At 56.8% G+C, this 24,498-nt stretch carries 22 protein-coding genes and 1 pseudogene; 15 read left to right on the top strand and 8 right to left on the bottom strand.

Annotation, left to right across the window (positions count from 1 at the left end; all coding sequences use genetic code 11):
* Nucleotides 1-160 precede the first annotated feature (160 nt).
* The 3 genes from malZ to CKK19_RS23010 all read left to right on the top strand — a co-directional run bounded on the left by malZ (nt 161) and on the right by CKK19_RS23010 (nt 6,054).
* Nucleotides 161-1,978, top strand: coding sequence for a maltodextrin glucosidase (gene malZ, locus CKK19_RS23000; RefSeq protein WP_063854369.1), 1,818 nt, complete (start codon nt 161-163; stop codon nt 1,976-1,978).
* Nucleotides 1,979-2,068: 90 nt separating this feature from the next.
* Nucleotides 2,069-4,678 carry a DUF2339 domain-containing protein gene (locus tag CKK19_RS23005; RefSeq protein WP_063854370.1) on the top strand — a complete coding sequence of 870 codons (2,610 nt, stop codon included), beginning with the start codon at nt 2,069-2,071 and terminating at the stop codon, nt 4,676-4,678.
* Complete coding sequence (locus CKK19_RS23010) at nt 4,675-6,054, top strand: DUF3999 domain-containing protein (RefSeq protein ID WP_063854371.1); 1,380 nt, start codon at nt 4,675-4,677, stop codon at nt 6,052-6,054. The genes CKK19_RS23005 and CKK19_RS23010 overlap by 4 nt, the downstream gene beginning before the upstream one ends.
* Nucleotides 6,055-6,104: 50 nt before the next feature.
* Here CKK19_RS23010 and CKK19_RS23015 read toward each other — a convergent pair whose 3' ends face one another.
* Both CKK19_RS23015 and acpH read right to left on the bottom strand, forming a co-directional pair.
* Nucleotides 6,105-6,707 (bottom strand): peroxiredoxin C, encoded by a 603-nt coding sequence (locus CKK19_RS23015; protein WP_003859113.1) that lies wholly within the window; start codon nt 6,705-6,707, stop codon nt 6,105-6,107.
* A gap of 127 nt (nt 6,708-6,834) precedes the next feature.
* Entirely contained in the window at nt 6,835-7,416 is a 582-nt protein-coding gene (gene acpH / locus CKK19_RS23020) for an ACP phosphodiesterase (RefSeq protein WP_022647220.1), read from the bottom strand.
* Between the two features lie 92 nt (nt 7,417-7,508).
* Between acpH and queA the strand changes: the two genes are divergently transcribed.
* The 6 genes and pseudogenes from queA to CKK19_RS23050 form a co-directional block, all read left to right on the top strand.
* Nucleotides 7,509-8,579, top strand: a complete 1,071-nt coding sequence (gene queA / locus CKK19_RS23025; RefSeq protein WP_022647221.1) for a tRNA preQ1(34) S-adenosylmethionine ribosyltransferase-isomerase QueA — start codon at nt 7,509-7,511, stop codon at nt 8,577-8,579.
* A gap of 53 nt (nt 8,580-8,632) precedes the next feature.
* Nucleotides 8,633-9,760, top strand: a complete 1,128-nt coding sequence (tgt, locus tag CKK19_RS23030) for a tRNA guanosine(34) transglycosylase Tgt (RefSeq protein WP_003859110.1) — start codon at nt 8,633-8,635, stop codon at nt 9,758-9,760.
* A gap of 22 nt (nt 9,761-9,782) precedes the next feature.
* Nucleotides 9,783-10,115 (top strand): preprotein translocase subunit YajC, encoded by a 333-nt coding sequence (yajC, locus tag CKK19_RS23035; protein WP_003859109.1) that lies wholly within the window; start codon nt 9,783-9,785, stop codon nt 10,113-10,115.
* Nucleotides 10,116-10,142: 27 nt separating this feature from the next.
* Nucleotides 10,143-11,990, top strand: a complete 1,848-nt coding sequence (gene secD, locus CKK19_RS23040) for a protein translocase subunit SecD (RefSeq protein WP_032621613.1) — start codon at nt 10,143-10,145, stop codon at nt 11,988-11,990.
* Between the two features lie 10 nt (nt 11,991-12,000).
* Nucleotides 12,001-12,972, top strand: a complete 972-nt coding sequence (gene secF / locus CKK19_RS23045; RefSeq protein WP_003859105.1) for a protein translocase subunit SecF — start codon at nt 12,001-12,003, stop codon at nt 12,970-12,972.
* A gap of 70 nt (nt 12,973-13,042) precedes the next feature.
* Nucleotides 13,043-13,153, top strand: a pseudogene (locus CKK19_RS23050) (DNA-binding transcriptional regulator); the annotation flags it as partial.
* An 88-nt stretch (nt 13,154-13,241) separates the two neighbouring features.
* Here CKK19_RS23050 and CKK19_RS23055 read toward each other — a convergent pair.
* Together CKK19_RS23055 and CKK19_RS23060 are read right to left on the bottom strand one after the other, a co-directional pair.
* Nucleotides 13,242-14,126, bottom strand: coding sequence for a nucleoside-specific channel-forming protein Tsx (locus CKK19_RS23055; RefSeq protein ID WP_032621817.1), 885 nt, complete (start codon nt 14,124-14,126; stop codon nt 13,242-13,244).
* Nucleotides 14,127-14,394: 268 nt separating this feature from the next.
* Complete coding sequence (locus CKK19_RS23060) at nt 14,395-14,934, bottom strand: DUF3251 domain-containing protein (RefSeq protein ID WP_003859100.1); 540 nt, start codon at nt 14,932-14,934, stop codon at nt 14,395-14,397.
* Nucleotides 14,935-15,086: 152 nt separating this feature from the next.
* Here CKK19_RS23060 and nrdR point away from each other — a divergent pair, with 152 nt between their 5' ends.
* The 5 genes from nrdR (at nt 15,087) to thiL (ending at nt 18,695) form a co-directional block, all read left to right on the top strand.
* The gene (gene nrdR / locus CKK19_RS23065; RefSeq protein WP_003859099.1) at nt 15,087-15,536 is read left to right on the top strand and encodes a transcriptional regulator NrdR; all 450 of its coding nucleotides are present in this window, start codon (nt 15,087-15,089) and stop codon (nt 15,534-15,536) included.
* 4 nt (nt 15,537-15,540) lie between these two features.
* Nucleotides 15,541-16,647 (top strand): bifunctional diaminohydroxyphosphoribosylaminopyrimidine deaminase/5-amino-6-(5-phosphoribosylamino)uracil reductase RibD, encoded by a 1,107-nt coding sequence (gene ribD / locus CKK19_RS23070; RefSeq protein WP_063854372.1) that lies wholly within the window; start codon nt 15,541-15,543, stop codon nt 16,645-16,647.
* Between the two features lie 87 nt (nt 16,648-16,734).
* Nucleotides 16,735-17,205, top strand: a complete 471-nt coding sequence (gene ribE, locus CKK19_RS23075) for a 6,7-dimethyl-8-ribityllumazine synthase (RefSeq protein WP_003859098.1) — start codon at nt 16,735-16,737, stop codon at nt 17,203-17,205.
* A gap of 21 nt (nt 17,206-17,226) precedes the next feature.
* Nucleotides 17,227-17,646, top strand: coding sequence for a transcription antitermination factor NusB (gene nusB / locus CKK19_RS23080; RefSeq protein ID WP_006809908.1), 420 nt, complete (start codon nt 17,227-17,229; stop codon nt 17,644-17,646).
* Between the two features lie 77 nt (nt 17,647-17,723).
* On the top strand, nt 17,724-18,695 hold the full coding sequence (gene thiL, locus CKK19_RS23085) for a thiamine-phosphate kinase (RefSeq protein WP_225455230.1): 972 nt from the start codon (nt 17,724-17,726) through the stop codon (nt 18,693-18,695).
* Nucleotides 18,696-18,764: 69 nt separating this feature from the next.
* Here the strand turns inward: thiL and CKK19_RS23090 are convergent, their stop codons facing one another.
* From CKK19_RS23090 to xseB, 4 genes are all read right to left on the bottom strand, one after another.
* Nucleotides 18,765-19,739: an aldo/keto reductase gene (locus CKK19_RS23090; protein ID WP_063854374.1), complete on the bottom strand. Its 975-nt coding sequence runs from the start codon at nt 19,737-19,739 to the stop codon at nt 18,765-18,767.
* 62 nt (nt 19,740-19,801) lie between these two features.
* Nucleotides 19,802-21,664, bottom strand: a complete 1,863-nt coding sequence (dxs, locus tag CKK19_RS23095) for a 1-deoxy-D-xylulose-5-phosphate synthase (RefSeq protein WP_022647228.1) — start codon at nt 21,662-21,664, stop codon at nt 19,802-19,804.
* Nucleotides 21,665-21,688: 24 nt separating this feature from the next.
* The gene (ispA, locus tag CKK19_RS23100; RefSeq protein ID WP_038415485.1) at nt 21,689-22,588 is read right to left on the bottom strand and encodes a (2E,6E)-farnesyl diphosphate synthase; all 900 of its coding nucleotides are present in this window, start codon (nt 22,586-22,588) and stop codon (nt 21,689-21,691) included.
* A complete protein-coding gene (xseB, locus tag CKK19_RS23105; RefSeq protein WP_003859094.1) occupies nt 22,589-22,831 on the bottom strand; it encodes an exodeoxyribonuclease VII small subunit in 243 nt (80 codons plus the stop codon). It abuts the gene before it with no gap.
* Nucleotides 22,832-23,009: 178 nt separating this feature from the next.
* Between xseB and thiI the strand changes: the two genes are divergently transcribed.
* The gene (thiI, locus tag CKK19_RS23110) at nt 23,010-24,458 is read left to right on the top strand and encodes a tRNA uracil 4-sulfurtransferase ThiI (RefSeq protein ID WP_022647230.1); all 1,449 of its coding nucleotides are present in this window, start codon (nt 23,010-23,012) and stop codon (nt 24,456-24,458) included.
* Nucleotides 24,459-24,498: the final 40 nt, after the last annotated feature.

The raw sequence follows: 24,498 nt of genomic DNA on the forward strand, positions 1-24,498 counted from the left end.
TGGGGATCCCTCAGCCCCGTTGGAGAGGGTTAGGGTGAGGGCATCAGGCCGCACTGATGCCTCCTCCCCCGTCCTCCTCCCCCAATAAATTCCGTCATGGTGAGCTAACCTTAACAACCCTGTGGCAAGGTGACGTCAATTTCATCAAAGGGGATTCGTGATGTTAAACGCCTGGCACCTTCCGGTTGCCCCATTTGTTAAGCAAAACAAAGACAACCTTGTGATTACGCTCTGGCTGGCAGGGGAAAATCAGCCTGAATGTGTGACCCTGCGCGCCGAAGTGGATAACGAAGAGACATCGCTGAAAATGCACAAGGTGCGCAGCCAGCCTCAGCCGGGTATTACGGCGTGGCGGGCGAATATCGATTTGCGCAGCGGACAGCCGCGTCGCCGCTACGGCTTCAAGCTGCTGTGGAACAACCGCCAGCTGTGGTTTACCCCGCAGGGCTTCAGCCGTTTCCCTCCGGCCCGGCTGGAGCAGTTTGCCGTGGATCACCCGGATAACGGCCCGCAGTGGGTTAACGATCAGGTCTTTTACCAGATTTTCCCGGACCGCTTTGCGCGCAGTGAAAAGCGCACCGCCGATCAGGACAAGGTTTATTACCATCATGCGGTCGGTCACGACATCATTCTGAAAAAATGGGACGAGCCGCTGACCGCCCAGGCGGGGGGATCGACCTTTTACGGCGGCGATCTCGACGGTATCAGCGAAAAACTGCCATACCTGAAAAAGCTCGGCGTGACGGCGCTGTACCTGAACCCGGTGTTTAAAGCGCCAAGCGTTCACAAATACGATACGCAGGACTACCGCCACGTTGACGAGCAGTTTGGCGGTGACGAGGCGCTGCTGCGACTGCGCCACAACACGCAAAAAGAAGGTATGCGCCTGATCCTTGATGGCGTGTTCAATCACAGCGGTGATTCTCATGCGTGGTTCGACCGCCACAATCAGTCGATGGGCGGCGCATGCCATAATCCGGATTCCCCCCAGCGTGACTGGTACAGTTTTGACGAGAATGGCCGCGCCCTGGACTGGCTGGGCTACCCGAGTCTGCCGAAGCTCGATTTCCAGTCGTCAACGCTTGTGAATGAAATCTACGGCGGCGAAGACAGCATCGTGCGCCACTGGCTGAAAGCGCCGTGGAATATGGACGGCTGGCGGCTGGACGTGGTGCATATGCTGGGTGAAGCAGGCGGGGCGCGGAATAACCTTCAGCATGTCGCCGCCATTACCCGGTCGGCAAAAGCGGCCCGGTCGGAAGCATTCGTCTTCGGGGAGCACTTTGGCGACGCGCGTCAGTGGTTGCAGGCAGATGCAGAAGACGCGTCGATGAATTATCGCGGCTTCACCTTCCCGCTGTGGGGCTTCCTCGCTAACACCGATATCTCTTACGATCCGCAGCATATTGACGCCGAAACCTGCATGGCGTGGATGGAGAACTATCGCGCTGGCCTGTCTCATCAGCAGCAGCTTCGGATGTTTAACCAGCTCGACAGCCACGATACCGCGCGCTTTAAATCGCTGCTGGGTAAAGATGTGGCGCGTCTGCCGCTGGCGGTGACCTGGCTTTTCACCTGGCCGGGCGTGCCGTGCATCTATTACGGAGATGAAGTGGGGCTGGACGGTAACAACGATCCGTTCTGCCGCAAAACCTTCCCATGGGAGCCTGAAAAGCAGGATCAGGATCTGTTCAGCCTGTACCAGCGTATGGCGACACTACGCAAGCAGAGCCAGGCCCTGCGCTACGGGGGCTGTCAGGTGATGTACGCCCAAGATAATGTGGTGGTATTTGTCCGCGTCTACAACCAGCAGCGTGTGCTGGTGGCGATCAACCGGGGCGAGGCGTGTGAAGTGGTGCTGGAAGATTCACCGCTGCTGGCCGGTAAAACGTGGAAGAGCAAAGAGGGGAAAGCGACGTTACAGGAGAGCGTGCTCACGCTGCCGGCGATCTCCGCTACGGTCTGGTTCGGCAGCTAAGCGCAGGCAGCATGGTTTTCACCTTTTAGATGGCGCAAATGCAACTATTTGTGTCAATCTTAACGGATCTTTTACGGTGAAGGTGGAAACATGGACGAGCTTTACATCCTTGGCTGTTTGTTCCTGGTTTTTGCGCTGGTCGTGGCCCCCGTGCTTGCGGTGATAGGCTTTAATCGAAGCACGGCGGCGCGGCAGGAGATCGCCCGGCTTCGCCAGCGCATTGAGGCGCTTGAGCAGCATGGTGTAGCTGAGAAAGCGCCGGAGCCGGTGCAGACCGCCGCGCCAGTGGAGACACCAGCGCCGGTGCCAGAGGCCGTTAACGCACCTGTCGATCCCTGGCGTCCCGAACCGCCCGTCACTGAAGCAGAACCTGCGCCTGTCCCGGCGGCAAAACGGCCTTCCGCCTTTGGCGGCATCCTGTCCTCGCTGACGCGCTGGTTTATGCAGGGCAATCCGCTGGCAAAACTGGGGATTGTACTGCTCTTCCTCGGCCTCTCTTTCCTGCTGCGCTATACCGTTGAACATTCACTGTTTCCGCTTGAGCTGCGTCTTGCCGCCACGGCGCTGTTTGCCATGGGTCTGCTGGCCGTTGGATGGCGGCTGCGGCACAGGCAGCGGATCTACGCGCTGATCCTCCAGGGCGGGGCGACCGGCGTGCTTTACCTGACCGTCTTTGGCGCATTCCGGCTGTGGCAGATGCTGCCGATGACGCTGGCGTTTGCGCTGCTGGTGGTGATTTGCGCGGCGAGCGTCGGGCTGGCCGTGCTGCAAAAGGCGCTGAGCCTTGCCATGCTGGCGAGCCTGGGCGGATATCTTGCGCCGCTGCTCCTGTCTACCGGGGGCGGTAGCTTTGTGGCGCTGTTCTCTTTCTATCTTCTGCTCTCCATCGGCATTCTCGTCATCAGCATCTGGCAGCACTGGCGCGAGCTCAACCTGCTCGGGCTGCTCTTCACGTTTGGCGTTGGCGGAGTGTGGGGGCTGAGCGACTACCAGCCTGAAAACTATGTTATCTGTCAGCTGTTCCTGATTGCCAATACGCTTATTTTTGGCGTGTTTAGCGTAGCGCTGTCGCTGCGGGCGCAGGAAAAAGGCAAACAGATTATTGACGGCGTACTGCTGTTTGCCCCGCCGCTGATTGGTTTTGGGATGCAGTACGGCATGACGTCTCACTGGACGTACGGCCCGGCGCTCAGCGCGCTGGGTTATGGTGCGTTTTATCTCTCACTGGCGTTCCTCGCGCTGCGACGTTACCCCTCCATTGGGCGACCACTGATTATGGCGGCGCTGGCGATTGGCGGCGGGTTTGCCACGCTTGCCATTCCGCTGGCGCTTTCGGCGCGCTGGACGGCGATGGTCTGGGCGCTGGAGGGGCTGGGTATCCTCTGGCTGGGCGTGCAACAGCAGCAGCGGCGTATGAGCTATAGCGGGACGGCGCTGCTGGTGCTGGCGCTCGGCAGCGCGATATGGGCGCAGATGAACGGCGTCACCTCGCTGAGCCTGCTGCTTATTTTCGCAGTGCTCAGTCTTTGCTGGCTGGCTGCGGCCTGGCTGTGGCAGAAAATCGTGCTGTCGGGCAGTTGGGCGCTGCTGGTCGGTGGGCTGCTGTTCTGGTTAGTGGCGCAACTGGGTGCGTCGCAACTGATCCTCAAGACAGAATTATCGGTTCTGGCGGGCGTGCTGGCGCTGACGGCGGCGTCGGCCTGGGGATGGCGGCAGGCTACTGCTCGTCTGGCATGGCGGGAGCTGGATGCCAGCAAATGGCTGCTGTGGCCGGTGATGCTGCTGATGGTGCTGTATCAGGTCTGGCAACAGCAGATCCTGGCAGCCGGCTGGGCAAATCTGGCCTGGGCTATTGCGCTGCCTGCCGCCCTGATGCTGTTGCGGCGCGACGAAGATAAACTTCTTCCGCGCATCGCAATGGGGCTGCATCTGTCGCTGTTGTGGATGATTTTACTCGCCATGGCCGCCGAGCTTTACTGGTTTGCCCGCTCCCTGCCATGGGGCATGGCGGCCTGGGGAAGCGGCATTGCGATGGCTGTCGGCGGTGGGGTGATTATGGCGCTCTCCGCGGCCGTACGGCGTCGCGGGTGGCCGTTCCGGGTATGGCCTGCGCTCTACGCTTGCCTTGCCGTGATCCCTGTGGTTGTGGCGCTGGTGGTATTGCTGGTCGTGACCAATTTCCAGGACGGGGTAGTCTATCGACAGACCTGGCTGCCGCTGGTGAACCCGCTTGAGGAAGGGGCGGCGTTCGCGCTGCTGGGGCTGGTGGTGTTTTATCGGGCAGTGGATCGCCACTATCCGGCATCGCTTGCTCAGTCCCGACCGTGGTCCGCCGTTGTGCTGATGGCGCTTGGCTTCTGGTGGCTCAACGGCGCGCTGCTGCGCGCGCTGGCGTGGTACGGCGAGGTGGCCTGGAATATGGAGTCGCTGTGGCATTCGCGGCTTATCCAGACCACCTTTGCCCTGTTCTGGATGTTCTGCGCGCTGGTGGTCATGATCCGCGCCACCCGTCAAGCCTCCCGTCAGCAGTGGCTTGCCGGTGCGGTGCTGCTGGGGGTGGTCATGCTCAAACTGATGCTGGTGGACAGCGCGGGCGGTGGCGGCCTGGCGCGTGCTGTCGCGTTTATTGGCGTGGCGATCCTGGTCCTGATTGTGGGCTATTTCTCGCCGCTACCGCCTAAAGCAGGAGAAGAAAAATGAAATGGATGAAATCGGTTGTTTATGCGGCAATGCTGGCCGTGGCCGGTCCGGCATTCAGCGAGGGCGCGCCGGTGGAATCCCCGCGGGATTATGCCTATGGCCTGTCCCTTGATACCTCTGCCTCTTCGCCGTGGTATCGGGTCATGCTGCCGCTGGCGGTTTATCAGCAGAGCACATCGCCCGATCTGCGCGACGTGCGCGTGTTTAATCAGTCGGGCGAGCCGGTACCGTTCAGTCTGGTTACCACGACGCGTCCGCAGCCGGCACCGACCACCACGGCGCTGCGCCTCTTTGCGCTTAACGCCTCGCCGGGTGGGGAAGAGGGTAGCGGTGATAAAATTATGTTACGTGCCAGAAACGGCGTGGAGATTGTGCTGGAAGAGCAACACGCGGCGGCTGCCGGACAGCACTATCTGCTGACCCTGCCGGAAAACGCGACGGAGGTTCCGCTCTCTCAGCTCCAGCTTTTCTGGGACACGCCGCAGGGCTCGTGGCAGGGGACGGCATCGGTCTATTACAGCGAGGATCTGAAAAACTGGTATACCCTGCGCGAAGAGATGCCCCTGCTGGACGTGATGAGTGGACAGGATCGCCTGAAGCTCGACCGCATCGATACCGATCTGGTGTTATCTCCTGAGGCGAATCGCTATCTGCTGCTGGTGCTGAACACGGGGCGTTCAGCCCTGACGTTAACCGGCGTCAACGCGATTAACGCTCCTGTGCAGCCGGAATCAGAGCACATTAGCCTGGCGGGAGAGGGGGAGCGGCTATCCGAAAGCGAAGCCGTGTGGCGCTGGACGCATCCGCAGCCTCTGAGTGCGATCGCCTTCATGCTGAATGGTGACGGCGTTCTCCCGGCAGAAATAGCCTGGCGGGGGGCTGACAAGGATCGGTGGCATACGCTGAAAAAAGAGGTGATCTACCAGCTCGGCGGCAAAACGTCTGAACCTGTTCCGCTCCCGGGCGGGCTGGTCGAGGCGGTAAAAATCAAGACCTACAATGCGCGTTTGCCAGAGAACCTGCCGGGCGTGATCGGGCAACGCGTGCGCTATGATCTGGTGTTCAACGCGCAGGGGAAGGGGCCGTATCTGCTTGCGTGGGGGAACGGGGCTGCGAAACCGGCAAGCGTGGAGACGGATATGCTGATCCCGACCGAACTGCGTAAAACCTACGCTCTGGCAGCCCTGCCGATGGCGGATACGCTGGAACCTGTCCCGCTGGGCGGCGAGGCGCGTTTAACCGCGACGTCTGCGGCTGAGCAGGAAAGCAGAATGAAAACGCTGATGGTCTGGGGCGTACTGATCGTCGGGGTGATGGTGCTTGCGGGTATGGCATGGCGCATCTGGCGCGAGGTAAAAAAAGACGGCGCAGCATAAGCCATAAAAAAACCCGCGTAGTCGCGGGTTTTTTTCGTAAACCGTGCCGATTACAGGCTGGATACGTTTTCAGACAGGTATTTAGCTACGCCGTCTGGGGAAGCCGCCATACCTTCTTTACCTTTTTCCCACTGAGCCGGGCACACTTCACCGTGCTCTTCGTGGAACTGGAGCGCGTCAACCATGCGCAGCATTTCGTCAATGTTACGACCCAGCGGCAGATCGTTCACAACCTGGTGACGAACGATGCCGTTCGCGTCGATCAGGAAAGAACCACGCAGCGCAACGCCAGCGTCCGGATGTTCGATACCGTAAGCCTGCTGGATTTCACGTTTGATGTCCGCAACCATCGCGTATTTCACCGCACCGATGCCGCCGTTTTCGACAGGGGTGTTACGCCATGCGTTGTGTACAAATTCAGAGTCGAAGGAGACGCCAACCACTTCCACGCCACGCTTCTGGAATTCTTCGTAACGTTTGTCGAACGCGATCAGCTCAGACGGGCAAACGAAAGTGAAGTCCATTGGCCAGAAGAACAGAACGGTCGCTTTACCGTTGGTGTGCTGTTTGAAGTTGAAGTTTTCAACGATTTCACCGTTGCCCAGAACGGCGGCAGCTGTAAAATCCGGAGCCGGACGAGTTACCAGAACCATATGATTCTCCTGTAGATACTAAGGTTATTTGGAACGCAACGCGGGCCAGTATAGAGGCAGCGCGGGAATAAGACAAAGAGGTGGTAACAATCGTTCCACCAGCTTTTACCTATCAATCGAACCGGCATCACAGTTCTTTATTTTTCGCCTGCGCCATCATGCGCGGGTAGAACTGCCAGAAGCGCGTTTCCAGCGCGTCATAATGTTTGTCCAGGTCGTGCCAGGAGTCGCGCAGCGCGTCCAGACGCGGTCGACGGCTGGCCATGCCGTTGAGCACGTTCTGAATGAAATCCATCTCGCGGTAACGCTCCAGCCAGCGTTCAGACCACAGATAGTTATTCAGATTCACAAAGCGCGGTGGGGAGTCCGGCAAAATGATCGACACCTGCGCGTGGGCGTAGCGCACAAACTCAGGCAGCGACATATCAGGCGACAGCTGGGACCAGTGGCGCGACAGGAAATGATCCCACATGACGTCGAGCGTGATCGGCGCCACGCGTCGCGTTTCGGGGCGGAACCAGGCTTTGGCTTCCGTCACTTCCGGCAGGTTATCGGTCAGCACGTCGATGCGGCGGTGCATAAAAATCCCGTCGATAACCTCGGGGGAATAATCTTCCGCGGGGTTGCCGCGTACGAAATCGGCCAGCAAATTGCCGGAGAGGGAGCTGTCCGCGAGGTGAGCGAGATGCAGGTGAGCGAGAAAATTCATGCGTTTTATTCGTCCGGTGGCGGCTAGTTGTTGCAGCAAAAGGGTGTGAGCACTAGACTATGCCGCCTGTTTTTAAGTCACGAGTATACGTCATGCGCGTCGCCGATTTCTCCTTTGAACTACCTGAATCCCTGATTGCTCACTACCCCATGCCTGAGCGTAGCAGCTGTCGCTTGCTGTCACTGGACGGGCCAACGGGCGCGCTGACGCACGGTACTTTCACCGATCTGCTCGACAAGCTCAACCCTGGCGATCTGCTGGTCTTTAACAATACCCGCGTGATCCCAGCGCGTCTGTTTGGCCGTAAAGCCAGCGGCGGCAAGATTGAGGTGCTGGTCGAACGTATGCTCGATGATAAACGTATTCTGGCACATATTCGCGCATCCAAAGCGCCGAAGCCGGGCGCTGAACTGCTGCTGGGTGATGACGAGAGCATCAAAGCGACCATGACCGCGCGTCACGACGCGCTGTTCGAGGTGGAGTTTAACGACGAGCGCACGGTGCTTGATATCCTCAACGCCATCGGCCACATGCCGCTGCCGCCGTACATTGAACGCCCGGATGAAGAAGCCGACCGCGAGCTGTATCAGACCGTCTACAGCCAGAAGCCTGGCGCAGTGGCGGCGCCAACGGCGGGCCTGCACTTTGATGAACCGCTGCTGGAAAAGTTGCGCGCCAAGGGCATTGAGATGGCCTTCGTGACGCTGCACGTCGGCGCGGGGACGTTCCAGCCGGTGCGCGTGGACAGTATCGAAGATCACATCATGCACTCTGAGTATGCCGAAGTGCCGCAGGAGGTGGTTGATGCGGTGCTGGCGGCGAAAGCGCGCGGTAGCCGCGTCGTGGCCGTCGGTACAACGTCGGTACGTTCCCTTGAGAGCGCTGCGCAGGCCGCGAAAAAAGAGCTGATTGAGCCCTTCTTTGGCGATACGCAGATCTTTATCTACCCGGGCTATCAGTACAAAGTCATTGATGCGCTGGTAACCAACTTCCATCTGCCTGAATCGACGCTGATTATGCTGGTCTCCGCGTTTGCGGGGTATCAGCATACGATGAACGCCTACAAGTCTGCGGTAGAACAAAAATATCGCTTTTTTAGCTACGGTGACGCGATGTTTATCACGTACAATCCGCAGGCTTTGAATGAGCGTGTCGGGGAATAAGTCCGCGGCACCGTGTTACAACGTTGGACTGTTTTTCTGACGTCGGAGAAAAAATGAAATTTGAACTCGATACCACCGATGGCCGCGCGCGTCGCGGTCGCCTGGTGTTTGATCGCGGCGTGGTAGAAACCCCCGCGTTTATGCCTGTGGGCACGTACGGCACCGTAAAAGGAATGACGCCGGAAGAAGTTGAAGCCACTGGCGCACAGATTATTCTCGGCAACACCTTCCACCTGTGGCTGCGTCCAGGCCAGGAGATCATGAAGCTCCACGGCGACCTGCACGACTTCATGCAGTGGAAAGGCCCCATCCTCACCGACTCCGGCGGTTTCCAGGTCTTCAGCCTGGGCGATATCCGTAAGATCACCGAGCAGGGCGTACACTTCCGTAACCCGATCAACGGCGATCCAATCTTCCTCGATCCGGAAAAGTCTATGGAGATTCAGTACGATCTCGGCTCCGATATCGTGATGATCTTCGACGAATGTACGCCATACCCGGCGGACTGGGACTATGCCAAACGTTCCATGGAGATGTCCCTGCGTTGGGCGAAGCGTAGCCGCGACCGTTTTGACTCCCTGCAAAACAAAAATGCGCTGTTCGGCATTATCCAGGGCAGCGTTTACGAAGATTTACGCGATATCTCGGTTAAAGGTCTGGTAGAGATAGGCTTTGATGGCTACGCTGTCGGCGGTTTGGCTGTGGGTGAGCCGAAGGAAGATATGCACCGTATTCTGGAGCATGTCTGCCCGCAAATCCCGGCGGATAAACCACGATACCTGATGGGTGTGGGTAAACCAGAAGATCTGGTGGAAGGCGTACGTCGCGGCATTGATATGTTCGACTGCGTTATGCCAACCCGAAACGCACGTAACGGTCATCTGTTCGTTACCGATGGCGTGGTGAAAATCCGTAACGCGAAGCATAAGAGTGACACCAGCCCGCTCGATTCCGAGTGCGATTGCTATACCTGTCGCAATTATTCTCGCGCGTATCTGCATCATCTCGATCGTTGCAACGAGATTTTGGGGGCGCGTCTCAATACCATTCATAATCTTCGTTATTATCAGCGCTTAATGGCTGGTTTACGTAAGGCTATCGAAGAGGGTAAATTAGAGAGCTTCGTGACCGATTTCTACCAACGTCAGGGGCGGGATGTTCCACCGTTGAACGTTGATTAATTTTAATAATGAGGGAATTTGAATGAGCTTTTTTATTTCTGATGCGGTAGCAGCAACGGGTGCACCAGCGCAGGGCAGCCCGATGTCTCTGATTCTGATGCTGGTTGTGTTCGGTCTGATCTTCTACTTCATGATCCTGCGTCCACAGCAGAAGCGTACTAAAGAGCACAAAAACCTGATGAACTCCATCGCGAAGGGCGATGAAGTCCTGACCAATGGTGGCCTGGTGGGTCGCGTAACCAAAGTAGCGGAAAACGGCTACATTGCTATCGCCCTGAACGACACCACTGAAGTGGTTATCAAACGTGACTTCGTAGCTGCCGTTCTGCCGAAAGGCACCATGAAGGCGCTGTAATCCCAACTTTTCCCAAAGGGAACTGCCGTGTTAAACCGTTATCCTTTGTGGAAGTACATCATGCTGGTCGTCGTGATTATCGTCGGCCTGCTGTACGCGCTTCCCAACCTGTATGGTGAGGATCCGGCCGTTCAAATCACTGGCGCGCGCGGTGTCGCCGCCAGTGAGCAAACGCTGATCCAGGTCCAGAAAACGTTACAAGAAGAAAAAATTACCGCTAAGTCTGTGGCACTGGAAGAGGGCGCAATTCTTGCTCGCTTCGACACCACCGACACGCAGCTCCGCGCACGTGAAGCGCTGATGGGCGTGCTGGGTGATAAATATGTCGTGGCGCTTAACCTTGCTCCTGCAACCCCACGCTGGCTGGCTGCGCTGAACGCAGAGCCAATGAAACTGGGTCTTGACCTGCGTGGCGGCGTTCACTTCCTGATGGAAGTGGATATGGATACCGCGCTCGGCAAGCTACAGGAACAGAATATCGACAGCCTGCGCAGCGATCTGCGCGATAAAGGCATTCCGTACACCACCGTACGTAAAGAAGATAACTACGGCATGAGCATCACGTTCCGCGACAGCGCGGCACGCGATCAGGCTGTGACCTATCTGTCTCAGCGTCACCGCGATCTGGTGATCACTTCTCAGGGCAGCAACCAGCTGCGTGCGGTAATGACCGACGCGCGTCTGAGTGAAGCACGTGAATATGCCGTTCAGCAGAACATTAACATTCTGCGTAACCGTGTAAACCAGCTGGGCGTGGCTGAGCCGCTGGTACAGCGTCAGGGTGCTGACCGTATCGTGGTCGAACTGCCAGGTATCCAGGATACCGCCCGTGCGAAAGAGATTCTGGGCGCGACGGCGACCCTGGAGTTCCGTCTGGTTAACGCCAACGTCGACCAGGCTGCTGCGGCTTCAGGCCGTGTGCCGGGCGATTCCGAAGTGAAACAGACCCGCGAAGGCCAGCCGGTTGTGTTGTACAAACGCGTGATCCTGACCGGTGACCACATCACCGACTCCACTTCAAGCCAGGATGAGTACAACCAGCCGCAGGTTAACATCTCGCTGGACAGCGCAGGTGGCAACATCATGTCTAACTTCACCAAGGACAACATCGGCAAGCCGATGGCGACCCTGTTCGTGGAGTACAAAGACAGCGGTAAGAAAGACGCCAATGGCCGTGCCGTGCTGGTGAAAGAGGAAGAGGTGATTAACATCGCCAACATCCAGTCTCGTCTGGGTAACAGCTTCCGTATTACCGGTATCAGCAACCCGAACGAAGCGCGTCAGCTCTCTCTGCTGCTGCGTGCCGGTGCGCTGATTGCGCCAATTCAGATTGTTGAAGAACGTACCATCGGTCCAACCCTGGGTATGCAGAACATCAAACAGGGTCTGGAAGCGTGTCTGGCCGGTCTGGCGGTGTCCATCATCTTCATGATCTTCTTCTATAAGAAGTTCGGCCTGATTGCGACCTCCGCGCTGATTGCCAACCTGGTGCTGATCATCGGTATCATGTCCCTGCTGCCGGGGGCGACGCTAACCATGCCGGGTATCGCGGGTATCGTTCTAACCCTTGCGGTGGCGGTCGACGCCAACGTACTGATAAACGAACGTATCAAAGAAGAGCTGAGCAACGGTCGTTCTGTACAGCAGGCGATCGAAGAAGGCTACAAAGGGGCGTTCAGCTCCATCTTCGATGCGAACGTAACAACACTGATTAAGGTTCTTATCCTGTATGCAGTGGGTACTGGCGCGATCAAAGGCTTTGCGATTACTACCGGTATCGGTGTCGCAACGTCGATGTTTACCGCTATTGTCGGCACCCGTGCCATCGTGAACCTGCTGTACGGCGGCAAGCGCGTCAAAAAGCTGTCTATCTGAGGAGTGCGTTGTGGCACAGGAATATACTGTTGAACAATTGAACCACGGCCGTAAAGTCTGGGACTTTATGCGCTGGGACTACTGGGCCTTCGGCATTTCAGGTTTTCTGCTGATCTTGTCCATCGTCATTATGGGCGTGAAAGGCTTTAACTGGGGTCTGGATTTCACCGGTGGTACGGTGATTGAAATTACCCTGGAAAAACCGGTCGATATGGACCAGATGCGTGAGTCTCTGCAAAAAGCGGGCTTTGAAGAGCCGCTGCTACAGAACTTCGGCAGCAGCCGCGACATCATGGTGCGTATGCCGCCGGTACACGATGCCAACGGCAGCCAGGAGCTGGGCAGCAAGGTCGTTCAGGTTATTAACGAAACGACCAGCCAGGATGCAACGGTTAAGCGTATTGAGTTTGTCGGCCCGAGCGTTGGTGCTGACCTGGCGCAGACCGGTGCGATGGCGCTGCTGGTGGCGCTGATCTCGATTCTGATTTACGTCGGTTTCCGCTTTGAGTGGCGACTGGCGGCAGGCGTGGTTATCGCTCTGGCGCACGACGTGGTGATCACCATGGGCATACTGTCTCTCTTCCACATTGAGATTGACCTGACGATTGTGGCATCCCTGATGTCCGTTATCGGTTACTCACTGAACGACAGTATCGTGGTATCTGACCGTATTCGTGAAAACTTCCGTAAGATCCGTCGCGGCACGCCGTACGAAATCTTTAACGTGTCGTTGACCCAGACGCTGCACCGTACGTTGATCACCTCCGGCACCACCCTGATGGTGATCCTGATGCTGTTCCTGTTCGGTGGCCCGGTGCTGGAAGGCTTCTCGCTGACCATGCTGATCGGTGTGTCTATCGGTACGGCCTCGTCTATCTACGTCGCGTCCGCGCTGGCGCTGAAGCTGGGCATGAAGCGCGAGCATCTGATCCAGCAGAAAGTCGAGAAAGAAGGGGCGGATCAGCCGTCCATTCTGCCGTAAGAGTCTTATGCGGTATCGAAATCCCGGCCTGCTGGCCGGGATTTTTTTTGTCTACTCCTGACAGTATGCATACCGCTGCTTCCGGCTCGACAGGTGCCTCAATATTGTGCAGACGGAGAGACGCTTTAGCGAAAGTGCGGACAGAGCTCTGGCAGATTTTTTGCGGAAGGTGAAGCAGTAAAAAGCCGGGTGGCGGCTACGCCTTACCCGGCCTACATTCGGATCGTAGGCCCGGCAAGCGCAGCGCCACCGGGCGAAGTCCGCACAGGTTAGAAGTTGTAACCCACGACCAGGTAACCACCCCAACCGGTAGAGCGAACGCTGAAGTCGCCGTTGCCGAAGTTCAGGCTGGCGTCGTCGTTCCACTGGCCACCGTTGTGCCAGTAACGCGCAACAACAGAGTAGTGCCAGTGATCGTAGTTCAGCGCCAGAATGTGGCTGGAGGCGATGGAGTTACTGGTACGAGCATGCTTCCCGTTGTTGTCATAGAAGTTATCGTCGCCCAGGTCTGAACCCCAGTCAAAGTTGGTGAAGCCGATATAGCTCAGGTTACCGCCCCACAGCTGAGTGATTGGCACAAAGTATTTCACTTTGAAACGGTAGCCATCCCACTCGTTCTCATTTGATGCGCCATAGTTCTGCCACTGGTATTTCGCATACACGTTCAGTGACAGGCTCATTGGCAGGCCGGTTTCGATGTCAGTGCCCAGACCCATATACCAGGTGCTCTGTTCCTGAGAATCGTTGCGACCCATGTCATAGATGTAGTTGTTCGCGAAGTACCACTCTTTGAACGGACCAAACGCCAGGCTGGTGCCGGTCAGTTTGTCGATAGAGAAACGCGGTTCGATTTCCATGAACAGCGGGGAGCCATTGTTCCAGATACCTTTCGCATCGGAGTTACCGCCGAAGAATACCGGCAGATCGACGTAGCCGTAGAAATCAAACCAGTCTTTCTTGGCAAACGCTTCGTATTCCAGGTAGGTATCGTTGCGGATCTGCGGCCCGAAACGGGTGTGGTAGCTGCCTACCACGTTAACGCTCTGGTGCCACCAGTCGGAGAGATATTGTGGTTTGTCGTTTTCCGCTGCGTTAACAGTGAAAGAGGAGGACAGTGCCAGCACGGCGCCAGCTGCGAGTAATGTTTTTTTCATAATCATGCCACTGATTGAAATTCCCTTCCGGGAGTGAAAAATGCGCGAATTGCGTTTCTAAATATTTCGTGTTTCTGCGGAGCCTATTATAGGAATCCTTGCTCACAAAAATATGTGTTGTTTCACATATCTCTCACATACGTAATCGATTGCGTTCACGTTTGCGTACTTTAAACGGCCGGGATTGTAGCGGCAATCATTTATGTTGCCAATCCATACGAAATGTAAATGTTAGCGGAGTGACATTTCACTCCGCTAGAAGGGCGGGTTATTGCGCGGCAGGTTGAATGTCGTGAATGCGGATAAAGCCCAACTGTTCTGGCGTCAGTCCGCTCAGCTGGAGCGGGATATCAACATCGCTCGGTGCCAGCGTGCTGGCGGGGGCGGTGAAGAGCTGATTCTTCACGTTCACTTCCTGATAGCTCTCCGTGGTGCCCTGAATCTGGCCCCACTCTACGGTGCCGCTGAAGGCGGGAAGCGGATCGTTGGATTCACCCTGAATGCGTAATGTTGCGCGCGTACCATCGGCATTCGCTGCAACATTCACCAGAGACATCTTTAGCGTGCCAATCTGGCTGTTCAGACGCGCGGGCGTGTTTGCACCCGGCAATAAATAAACGCCATTGCTGGATTTGGCATTCAGCGCGTTCTGCTGGGTGATCTTCACGGTTTCTTTATTAAGTTTGTCCATCGCCACATTGAGCGTATTCACGCTTTGTTTCATCTCGCGAACTTCACTTTGCTGTGCGCAGGCGCTGAGCGTGAACAGGCTCCCAACCAGCACTATTTTCAGGTAACGTCTTGTCATTGCGTTTAATTCCTTGAAATCACACATTGCTGCAATGGTAGACAGGATAGTGGCGTCAGGCATAGATCCTTTGTCTCAAAAAGCTCTTCCTTTGTTGTCGGGCCAGTTCAGGGTAAAATAGAAATCAGTTAACCAGATAACAGGGACATCGTATGCATTGCCCATTTTGCTCCGCTGTGGATACCAAAGTCATCGACTCACGTCTTGTAGGCGAAGGGTCTTCCGTGCGTCGTCGTCGGCAGTGTCTGGTGTGCAACGAGCGTTTTACCACCTTCGAGGTGGCAGAGCTGGTAATGCCGCGCGTGGTAAAAAGTAACGATGTGCGCGAACCGTTCAATGAAGAAAAACTGCGTAGCGGGATGCTCAAGGCGCTGGAAAAACGGCCCGTCAGCTCCGATGACGTCGAAATGGCGTTAAATCATATTAAATCTTATCTGCGGGGGCTAGGTGAGCGCGAAGTGCCGAGCAAAATGATCGGTAACCTGGTGATGGAACAGCTAAAAAAGCTCGATAAAGTCGCCTATATCCGCTTCGCCTCCGTTTACCGCAGCTTCGAAGACATTAAAGAGTTTGGCGAAGAGATCGCCCGCTTACAGGATTAAGCCTATGCAGGACGAGATGTACATGGCGAGAGCCATGAAGCTGGCGCAGCGCGGTCGGTTTACCACTCACCCTAACCCTAATGTCGGGTGCGTCATTGTTAAAGATGGCGAGATCGTGGGTGAAGGTTTTCACTACCGCGCAGGCGAGCCGCACGCTGAAGTGCATGCCCTGCGCATGGCGGGGGAGAGGGCGCGTGGCGCGACGGCTTACGTGACGCTGGAGCCATGCAGTCATCACGGGCGCACGCCTCCGTGCTGCGAAGCACTGATTGCGGCGGGAGTCTCGCGCGTTGTCGCCGCCATGCAGGATCCTAATCCGCAGGTGGCGGGCCGCGGGCTGTATCGTCTGCAACAGGAAGGGATCGACGTCAGCCACGGCCTGATGATGCAGGATGCCGAAAACATCAACAAAGGCTTCCTGAAGCGTATGCGCACCGGCTTCCCGTTTATCCAGCTTAAGCTTGGCGCGTCACTGGATGGCCGCACGGCGATGGCGAACGGCGAGAGCCAGTGGATCACCTCGCCGCAGGCAAGGCGCGATGTGCAACGTCTGCGCGCGCAAAGCCATGCTATTCTCACCAGCAGTGAAACGGTACTGGCTGACGATCCGGCCATGACCGTGCGCTGGGATGAGCTGAATGCCGATACGCAGGCGCTCTATCCGCAGGAGAACCTGCGTCAGCCGCTGCGCATTATTGTTGATAGCCAGAACCGCCTGACGCCGGAGCACCGCATCGTGCAGCAGCCGGGTGAAACCTGGATTGCCCGCACCAAAAAAGAAGATACGCGCGAGTGGCCGGAAGGCGTGCGCAGCATTATGGTGCCGGAGCACAACGGGCATCTCGATCTGGTGGTGCTGATGATGCTGCTGGGTAAACAGCAGGTCAACAGCATCTGGGTTGAAGCCGGTCCGACGCTCGCCGGCGCACTGCTTCAGGCGGGGCTGGTGGATGAGCTTCTGGTCTACGTTGCGCCTAAACTGTTAGGTAATGACGCGCGCGGCCTGTTTGTGCTGCCCGGCCTTGAAAAACTGGCCGATGCGCCGCAACTCTCATTCAGCGAGATTCGTCCGGTAGGCCCGGATGTCTGCCTCCATTTAACGACAGCGTAATTGCTCCTGAAATAGGGAAGCAGTGCGCAAAGTATTATGATAAAATCCGCCCCCCTGCGGGGCCAAATGAACCCGTAAAGGAAGAGTATGAACATTATTGAAGCTGCTGTAGCTACCCCGGACGCTCGCGTCGCCATCACCATTGCGCGTTTCAACAACTTCATCAACGACAGCCTGCTGGAAGGTGCGGTTGACGCCCTGAAACGTATCGGCCAGGTTAAAGATGACAACATTACCGTCGTTTGGGTTCCAGGTGCTTACGAACTGCCACTGGCAGCGGGCGCGCTGGCGAAAACCGGTAAATACGACGCGGTGATTGCACTGGGTACTGTTATTCGTGGCGGCACTGCGCACTTCGAATACGTTGCGGGCGGTGCAAGCAATGGTCTGGCGCACGTTGCACAGGATGCTGAAATTCCTGTCGCGTTCGGCGTACTGACTACCGAAAGTATTGAACAAGCCATCGAACGTGCTGGCACCAAAGCCGGTAACAAAGGTGCAGAAGCTGCACTGACCGCGCTTGAAATGATCAATGTATTGAAAGCCATCAAGGCCTGATTTTTTTGTAAGGGGAATTCCGTGAAACCTGCTGCTCGTCGCCGCGCCCGTGAATGTGCCGTCCAGGCACTTTACTCCTGGCAGTTGTCCCAGAACGACATCGCTGATGTTGAATACCAGTTCCTGTCAGAACAGGACGTGAAAGACGTTGACGTTCTGTACTTCCGTGAACTGCTGTCGGGAGTGGCGACTAATAGCGCGTATCTCGATGGTCTGATGAAGCCATACCTGTCCCGTCTGCTCGAAGAGCTGGGCCAGGTCGAAAAAGCAGTGTTGCGTATCGCGCTGTTTGAGCTGTCTAAACGTGATGATGTGCCGTACAAAGTGGCCATCAACGAAGCGATCGAACTGGCAAAAACCTTCGGCGCTGAAGACAGCCACAAGTTTGTAAACGGCGTGCTGGATAAAGCCGCACCTGCGATCCGTCCCCACAAAAAGTGATCCGCAAACCGGAGTCTTGCATTGCCTTTTTGGCAGTGCGGCTCCGGTTTTTTCTTTTATTTGCTGAGGCATAACGTATGGCATGCGGCGAATTCTCCCTGATTGCCCGTTATTTCGACCGTGTCAGAACCTCTCGTCTTGATGTTGAAACCGGCATTGGCGATGACTGCGCACTTCTCAATATTCCCGAAAAACAGACGCTGGCAATCAGCACCGACACCTTAGTATGTGGGCGTCACTTCCTGCCCGATATCGATCCTGCCGACCTGGCGTATAAGGCTCTGGCGGTCAACGTTAGCGATTTGGCGGCAATGGGCGCCGACCCGGCCTGGCTGACGCTGGCTCTGACCCTGCCGGAGGTGGATGAAGCCTGGCTTGAAGCCTTCAGCGATGCCCTGTTTGAACAGCTGAATTATTACGATATGCAGCTGATTGGCGGTGATACCACCGCCGGGCCGCTGTCGATGACCCTGGCAATCCACGGCTATGTGCCAGCGGGGCGCGCGCTGAAGCGTTCGGGCGCAAAACCGGGCGACTGGATCTACGTGACCGGTACGCCGGGGGATAGCGCGGCCGGGCTGGCGATCCTTCAGAACCGTTTAGCAGTTGAAGATGCTGACGATGCGGCGTACCTGGTGAAGCGCCACCTGCGGCCCACACCGCGTATTTTGCACGGTCAGGCGCTGCGCGAGCGGGCCAGTTCTGCTATCGATCTCTCTGACGGGCTGATCTCCGATCTCGGCCATATCCTGAAGGCCAGTGGCGTGGGCGCACGGATCGATCTGGATCTGTTCCCACTGTCAGATCCGTTGCGTCGCCATGCCGATCCTGAACAGGCGCTGCGCTGGGCACTATCCGGTGGGGAAGATTATGAGCTGTGCTTTACCGTTCCCGAGCTGAATCGCGGGACGCTGGATGTGGCGTTAGCGCATCTGGGGGCGAAATTTACCTGCATCGGGCAGGTGATGCCGGAAAGTGAAGGGCTGCTGTTTGTCCGCGACGGTGCCCCGGTTACGCTTGACTGGAAAGGGTACGATCACTTCGCGTAATTTTGTGCGCTCTGTATTGCCGGGTGGCGCTGCGCTTACCCGGCCTACGGATTTTGTTCTCTGAATTGTTTATTTAAACCCTACCACCGGATGTTGCTGATACGGCGTCTCCAGCTCGGCAATCTGCTCCGGCGTCAACGATAAGTCCACCGCACTCAACAACTCGTCCAGCTGTTCTTCCCGCGATGTGCCCACAATCGGCGCGGCGACACCGCGCTTGCTCAGCAGCCACGCCAGCGCTACCTGTGCGCGCGTTGCACCGATATCGTCGGCGATCCCGGCTAATCGTTCGGCAATTAACGCATCGCTGGCTTCTGTATCGTCATACAGATTTTTACCTACTTCATCCGATACCAGCCGGGCGGTAGTTTCACCCCACGGACGGGTTAACCTTCCGCGCGCCAGCGGGCTCCACGGGATCACCGCCACGCCTTCCTGGTAGCAGAGCGGCAGCATCTCGCGTTCTTCTTCCCGGTAGATCAGGTTGTAGTGATCCTGCATAGTGACAAAGCGCGCCCAGCCATGCTGCGCCTGGAGATCGAGCGCCTGAGCAAACTGTGAGGCATGCATGGACGATGCGCCGATGTAGCGCGCTTTACCGACTTTCACGACGTCGTTCAACGCTTCAAGCGTCTCTTCGATCGGCGTGTTGTAATCCCAGCGGTGAATTTGCAGCAGGTCGACGTAATCCATGTTCAGGCGTCTGAGGCTGTCATCAATGGAGCGCAGGATCTGTGCGCGAGAAAGGCCTTCCGCCAGATCGCCTGACGGGTAATACACCTTGGTGGCGACCACAATCTCATCCCGACGGGCAAAATCTCGCAGGGCGCGGCCCACAATCTCTTCGCTGCTGCCGTCGGAGTAGCTGTTGGCGGTATCGAAGAAGTTGATGCCGCCGTCAATGGCGCGCTTAATGATAGGGCGGCTGCTCTCTTCCGGCAGCGTCCAGGCGTGATTTCCCCGGTCAGGCTCGCCAAACGTCATGCAGCCCAGGCAAAGCCGGGACACCTTGAGGTCTGTTTTTCCTAATGTCGTGTATTGCATGGTTCCGCTCCTGCTGTTTAAACAATACGTTTAAGCATAGCAGGAGCAGAAAAGGGGAGGGATCAGGCCAGCCAGGTGCGGATTTTAGCTTCGATACCGACGGCGTCCAGGCCAATGTCGGCGCGCGCCTCGTCCTGAGTGCCTTGCGGGATGAAGTGGTCCGGCAGGCCGAGATTAAGCACCGGAACGACTTTACGGTTCGCCATCAGCACTTCGTTCACGCCGCTACCCGCGCCACCCATGATGGCGTTCTCTTCCAGCGTGACCAGCACCTCATGGCTTTCCGCCATGCTCAGAATCAGAGATTCATCGAGCGGCTTCACAAATCGCATATCGACGAGCGTCGCATTCAGGGTTTCAGCGACTTTTGCCGCTTCCGGCATCAGCGTACCAAAGTTCAGGATCGCCACTTTTTCACCGCGACGTTTCACCAGACCTTTACCGATATCCAGTTTTTCCAGTGGCCGTAATTCAACGCCAAGGGCATTGCCGCGTGGATAACGTACCGCACAGGGACCGTCCTGATAGTGGTAACCGGTATACAGCATCTGACGACACTCGTTTTCGTCGCTTGGCGTCATGATCACCATGTCCGGGATGCAGCGCAGGAAGGAGAGGTCAAATGCGCCCTGGTGCGTCTGGCCGTCAGCCCCCACGATGCCCGCACGGTCAATAGCAAACAGCACCGGCAGCTTCTGGATGGCAACGTCATGGATCACCTGATCGTAGGCGCGTTGCAGGAAGGTAGAGTAAATCGCTACCACCGGCTTGTAGCCGCCAATCGCCAGGCCCGCTGCGAAGGTCACCGCGTGCTGCTCGGCAATGGCGACGTCGAAATACTGGTCCGGGTATTTTTTGGAGAACTCGACCATGCCGGAGCCTTCACGCATGGCAGGCGTCACCGCCATCAGCGTGTTGTCTTTCGCCGCCGTTTCGCACAGCCAGTCGCCAAAGATTTTTGAGTAGCTCGGCATTCCGCCGCTGCTTTTCGGCAGACAACCGCTGGTATGGTCGAACTTGGGCACCGCGTGGAAGGTGATCGGATCTTTTTCCGCCGGTTCGTAACCACGCCCTTTTTTAGTCATGATATGCAGGAACTGCGGGCCTTTCAGGTCGCGCATGTTTTTAAGCGTCGTCACCAGACCTAACACATCGTGGCCGTCCACCGGGCCAATATAGTTAAAGCCCAGCTCTTCAAACAGCGTACCCGGCACGACCATGCCTTTGATATGTTCTTCGGTACGCTTAAGCAGCTCTTTGATCGGCGGTACGCCGGAGAAGACTTTTTTCCCGCCTTCGCGCAGTGAGGAGTAAAGCTTACCGGACAGCAGCTGCGCCAGATGGTTATTCAGCGCGCCGACGTTCTCGGAGATCGACATTTCGTTATCGTTGAGGATCACCAGCATGTCCGGTTTGATATCGCCCGCGTGGTTCATGGCCTCAAAAGCCATCCCGGCGGTGATCGCCCCGTCGCCAATCACGCAGACGGTACGGCGTTGTTTATTCTCTTTTTCGGCGGCAACGGCAATACCAATGCCCGCAGAAATGGAGGTGGAAGAGTGGCCGACGCTTAACACGTCAAACTCGCTCTCGCCGCGCCACGGGAACGGATGCAGGCCGCCTTTCTGGCGAATGGTGCCAATCTTATCGCGACGTCCGGTCAGAATTTTGTGCGGATAGGCCTGGTGGCCAACATCCCAGATCAGCTGATCGAACGGCGTGTTATAGACGTAATGCAACGCCACGGTCAGCTCAACCGTGCCAAGTCCGGAGGCGAAGTGGCCGCTGGAGCGGCTAACGCTGTCGAGCAGGTAGCGACGCAGCTCGTCACACAGCTTCGGCAGACTCTCTTTCGGCAACAGACGTAACTCCTGAGTGGAGTCAACTAACGCCAGTGTCGGGTATTTGGCAATATCAAAACTCATCAAAGGCTCATCGAGATATATAGTTTATTTATTACGCTGGATTATGTAGTCCGCTAGCGCTTCCAGTGCCGAGGTATCCAGCGATTGCGCGGCCAGCTCATTCAGTGACCGGCGGGCATCGTCTATCAGATCCCGGGCTTTACGTTGGGCATGCTCAAGGCCCAACAGGGCGGGGTAGGTACTTTTGCCAAGCTGCTGATCCGCACCCTGACGTTTTCCCAATGTTGCAGTATCGCCCACCACATCCAGAATGTCATCCTGAACCTGGAATGCCAGACCGATACTTTCTGCGTATCTGTCCAGAACCGGCAGGGCTTTACGCCCGCGTTCACCCGCGCTCAACGCGCCCAGACGAACGGCTGCCCGAATCAGGGCGCCCGTTTTGTGACGGTGGATGCGTTCCAGCTGTTCCAGAGTCACCTGACGACCTTCAGCCTCTAAATCCAGCGCCTGGCCGCCGCACATCCCGGCGACGCCGCTGGCCATTGCCAGTTCGGACACCATTGCCAGACGATCGCGATCGCTCACTTCAACCATCGGCGCATCGCTCAGAATGGAGAACGCCAGGGTTTGCAGCGCATCACCCGCCAGAATGGCATTCGCTTCGCCGAACTTAATGTGGCAGGTCGGCTGACCGCGACGCAGATCGTCATCGTCCATGGCCGGCAAATCATCGTGGATCAGCGAATAGGCGTGGATACACTCCACGGCGGCTGCCGGGGCGTCCAGCGTGTTATCGCTGATACCGAACATGTTGCCCGTGGCATACACCAGGAACGGACGCAGGCGTTTACCCCCCAAGAGTGCGCCATAGTGCATGGCTTCAACCAGAGGAGTGTTCTGAAAAGGCTGCGGCTCAATGAAACGGCGCAGCGCGTCGTTGGCGCGGATGACGCGCGCCTGAAGCGCGTTGGAAAAATCCATTTACTCGGCGTCCGGTGTGAATGGCGTGGTTTTAGCGTCTTCGCTGTCGGAAAGCAGGATCTGCACACGCTGCTCGGCCTGCTGGAGTTTTACCTGCCCCTGGCGCGCGAGCTGCACGCCGCGTTCAAATTCGTTGAGCGCGTCTTCCAGCGGGAGATCGCCGCTCTCAAGACGGGTAACGATCTGCTCCAGTTCACTCAGCGCAGTTTCGAAACTGGCCGGTGCGTCGTTTTTCTTCGGCATAGTGAATTGACTCTTAAATTTTTCGCCCTGACATGGTAACGGACTCGGGGCAATTATCAAATAACGCGAGTGGCGCGATGGTGGTATACTTGCGCGCCTGGATGCAGCCACGGGTGTGGGCTGCTGTATCATTTTCCACTACAAGCCTTTATAAGCTTGCCTAAGAAACATTGCCGCCATGAAGTTTATCATTAAATTGTTCCCTGAAATCACCATCAAAAGCCAATCCGTGCGTTTGCGCTTTATTAAAATTCTCACCGGGAACATTCGTAACGTATTAAAACACTACGACGAAACGCTCGCCGTGGTGCGTCACTGGGACCACGTTGAAGTCCGCGCGAAAGACGAAAACAAACGTCTTGATATTCGCGACGCGCTGACCCGTATCCCGGGTATTCACCATATTCTGGAAGTGGAAGACGTTCCCTTCACCGATATGCACGATATCTTTGAAAAGGCGCTGGTACAGTACCGCGATCAGATCGAAGGGAAAACGTTCTGCGTACGCGTGAAGCGCCGTGGTAAGCATGAGTTTAGCTCCATTGACGTTGAGCGCTATGTCGGCGGCGGTCTGAACCAGCACGTTGAGACGGCGCGCGTGCGCCTGACTAATCCGGACGTTACCGTTAATCTTGAGATCGAAAACGATCGCCTGCTGCTGGTTAAGGGCCGTTATGAAGGTATTGGCGGCTTCCCGATCGGCACGCAAGAAGATGTGCTGTCGCTGATCTCCGGCGGGTTCGACTCCGGCGTTTCCAGCTATATGCTGATGCGTCGCGGCTGCCGCGTGCACTACTGCTTCTTTAATCTGGGCGGCGCGGCGCACGAAATCGGCGTACGTCAGGTGGCGCATTACCTGTGGAACCGCTTCGGCAGCTCTCACCGCGTGCGTTTCGTGGCGATCAACTTTGAGCCGGTGGTCGGCGAAATTCTTGAGAAAGTGGATGACGGCCAGATGGGCGTGGTCCTGAAACGTATGATGGTGCGTGCGGCGTCCAAAGTGGCTGAGCGCTACGGCGTGCAGGCGCTGGTCACCGGTGAAGCACTGGGGCAGGTCTCCAGCCAGACGCTGACCAACCTGCGTCTTATCGACAACGTGTCTGATACGCTGATCCTGCGTCCGTTGATCTCTCACGATAAAGAGCACATCATCGATCTGGCGCGTAAAATCGGTACTGAAGATTTTGCCCGCACCATGCCGGAATATTGCGGCGTGATCTCAAAAAGTCCAACCATTAAAGCGGTGAAGGCGAAGATCGAAGCGGAAGAAGAGAACTTCGATTTCAGCATCCTGGAAAAAGTGGTGGCGGAAGCGTCGAACATCGATATCCGTGAGATCGCCCAGCAGACCGAGCAGGACGTGGTTGAGGTGGAGACGGTCAGCGGCTTCGGTGCTAACGATACGATTCTGGATATACGTTCTGTTGATGAGCAGGATGACAAGCCGCTGCAGGTGGAAGGCGTGGAGGTGGTTTCGCTGCCGTTCTACAAGCTGAGCACCCAGTTTGGCGATCTCGACCAGAGCAAAACGTATCTGCTGTGGTGCGAACGTGGGGTCATGAGCCGTTTACAGGCGCTGTACCTGCGCGAGCAGGGCTTCGCGAACGTGAAGGTGTATCGCCCGTAGCCTATTGCCCGGTGGCGCTTCTGTATGACCGGATACATAG

The sequence above is a fragment of the Enterobacter sp. CCUG 70166 genome (assembly GCF_020224095.1).
GTDB classification, from domain to species: Bacteria; Pseudomonadota; Gammaproteobacteria; order Enterobacterales; family Enterobacteriaceae; genus Enterobacter; species Enterobacter intestinihominis.

Coding starts and splice junctions, on each gene's coding strand:
- tgt (WP_003859110.1), top strand. CDS start 8,633: ATGAAATTTGAACTCGATACCACCGATGGCCGCGCGCGTCGCGGTCGC.
- CKK19_RS23060 (WP_003859100.1), bottom strand. CDS start 14,934: ATGACAAGACGTTACCTGAAAATAGTGCTGGTTGGGAGCCTGTTCACG.
- CKK19_RS23005 (WP_063854370.1), top strand. CDS start 2,069: ATGGACGAGCTTTACATCCTTGGCTGTTTGTTCCTGGTTTTTGCGCTG.
- CKK19_RS23010 (WP_063854371.1), top strand. CDS start 4,675: ATGAAATGGATGAAATCGGTTGTTTATGCGGCAATGCTGGCCGTGGCC.
- acpH (WP_022647220.1), bottom strand. CDS start 7,416: ATGAATTTTCTCGCTCACCTGCATCTCGCTCACCTCGCGGACAGCTCC.
- thiI (WP_022647230.1), top strand. CDS start 23,010: ATGAAGTTTATCATTAAATTGTTCCCTGAAATCACCATCAAAAGCCAA.
- CKK19_RS23055 (WP_032621817.1), bottom strand. CDS start 14,126: ATGAAAAAAACATTACTCGCAGCTGGCGCCGTGCTGGCACTGTCCTCC.
- CKK19_RS23090 (WP_063854374.1), bottom strand. CDS start 19,739: ATGCAATACACGACATTAGGAAAAACAGACCTCAAGGTGTCCCGGCTT.
- yajC (WP_003859109.1), top strand. CDS start 9,783: ATGAGCTTTTTTATTTCTGATGCGGTAGCAGCAACGGGTGCACCAGCG.
- queA (WP_022647221.1), top strand. CDS start 7,509: ATGCGCGTCGCCGATTTCTCCTTTGAACTACCTGAATCCCTGATTGCT.
- thiL (WP_225455230.1), top strand. CDS start 17,724: ATGGCATGCGGCGAATTCTCCCTGATTGCCCGTTATTTCGACCGTGTC.
- xseB (WP_003859094.1), bottom strand. CDS start 22,831: ATGCCGAAGAAAAACGACGCACCGGCCAGTTTCGAAACTGCGCTGAGT.
- CKK19_RS23015 (WP_003859113.1), bottom strand. CDS start 6,707: ATGGTTCTGGTAACTCGTCCGGCTCCGGATTTTACAGCTGCCGCCGTT.
- nrdR (WP_003859099.1), top strand. CDS start 15,087: ATGCATTGCCCATTTTGCTCCGCTGTGGATACCAAAGTCATCGACTCA.
- malZ (WP_063854369.1), top strand. CDS start 161: ATGTTAAACGCCTGGCACCTTCCGGTTGCCCCATTTGTTAAGCAAAAC.
- ribD (WP_063854372.1), top strand. CDS start 15,541: ATGCAGGACGAGATGTACATGGCGAGAGCCATGAAGCTGGCGCAGCGC.
- dxs (WP_022647228.1), bottom strand. CDS start 21,664: ATGAGTTTTGATATTGCCAAATACCCGACACTGGCGTTAGTTGACTCC.
- ispA (WP_038415485.1), bottom strand. CDS start 22,588: ATGGATTTTTCCAACGCGCTTCAGGCGCGCGTCATCCGCGCCAACGAC.
- ribE (WP_003859098.1), top strand. CDS start 16,735: ATGAACATTATTGAAGCTGCTGTAGCTACCCCGGACGCTCGCGTCGCC.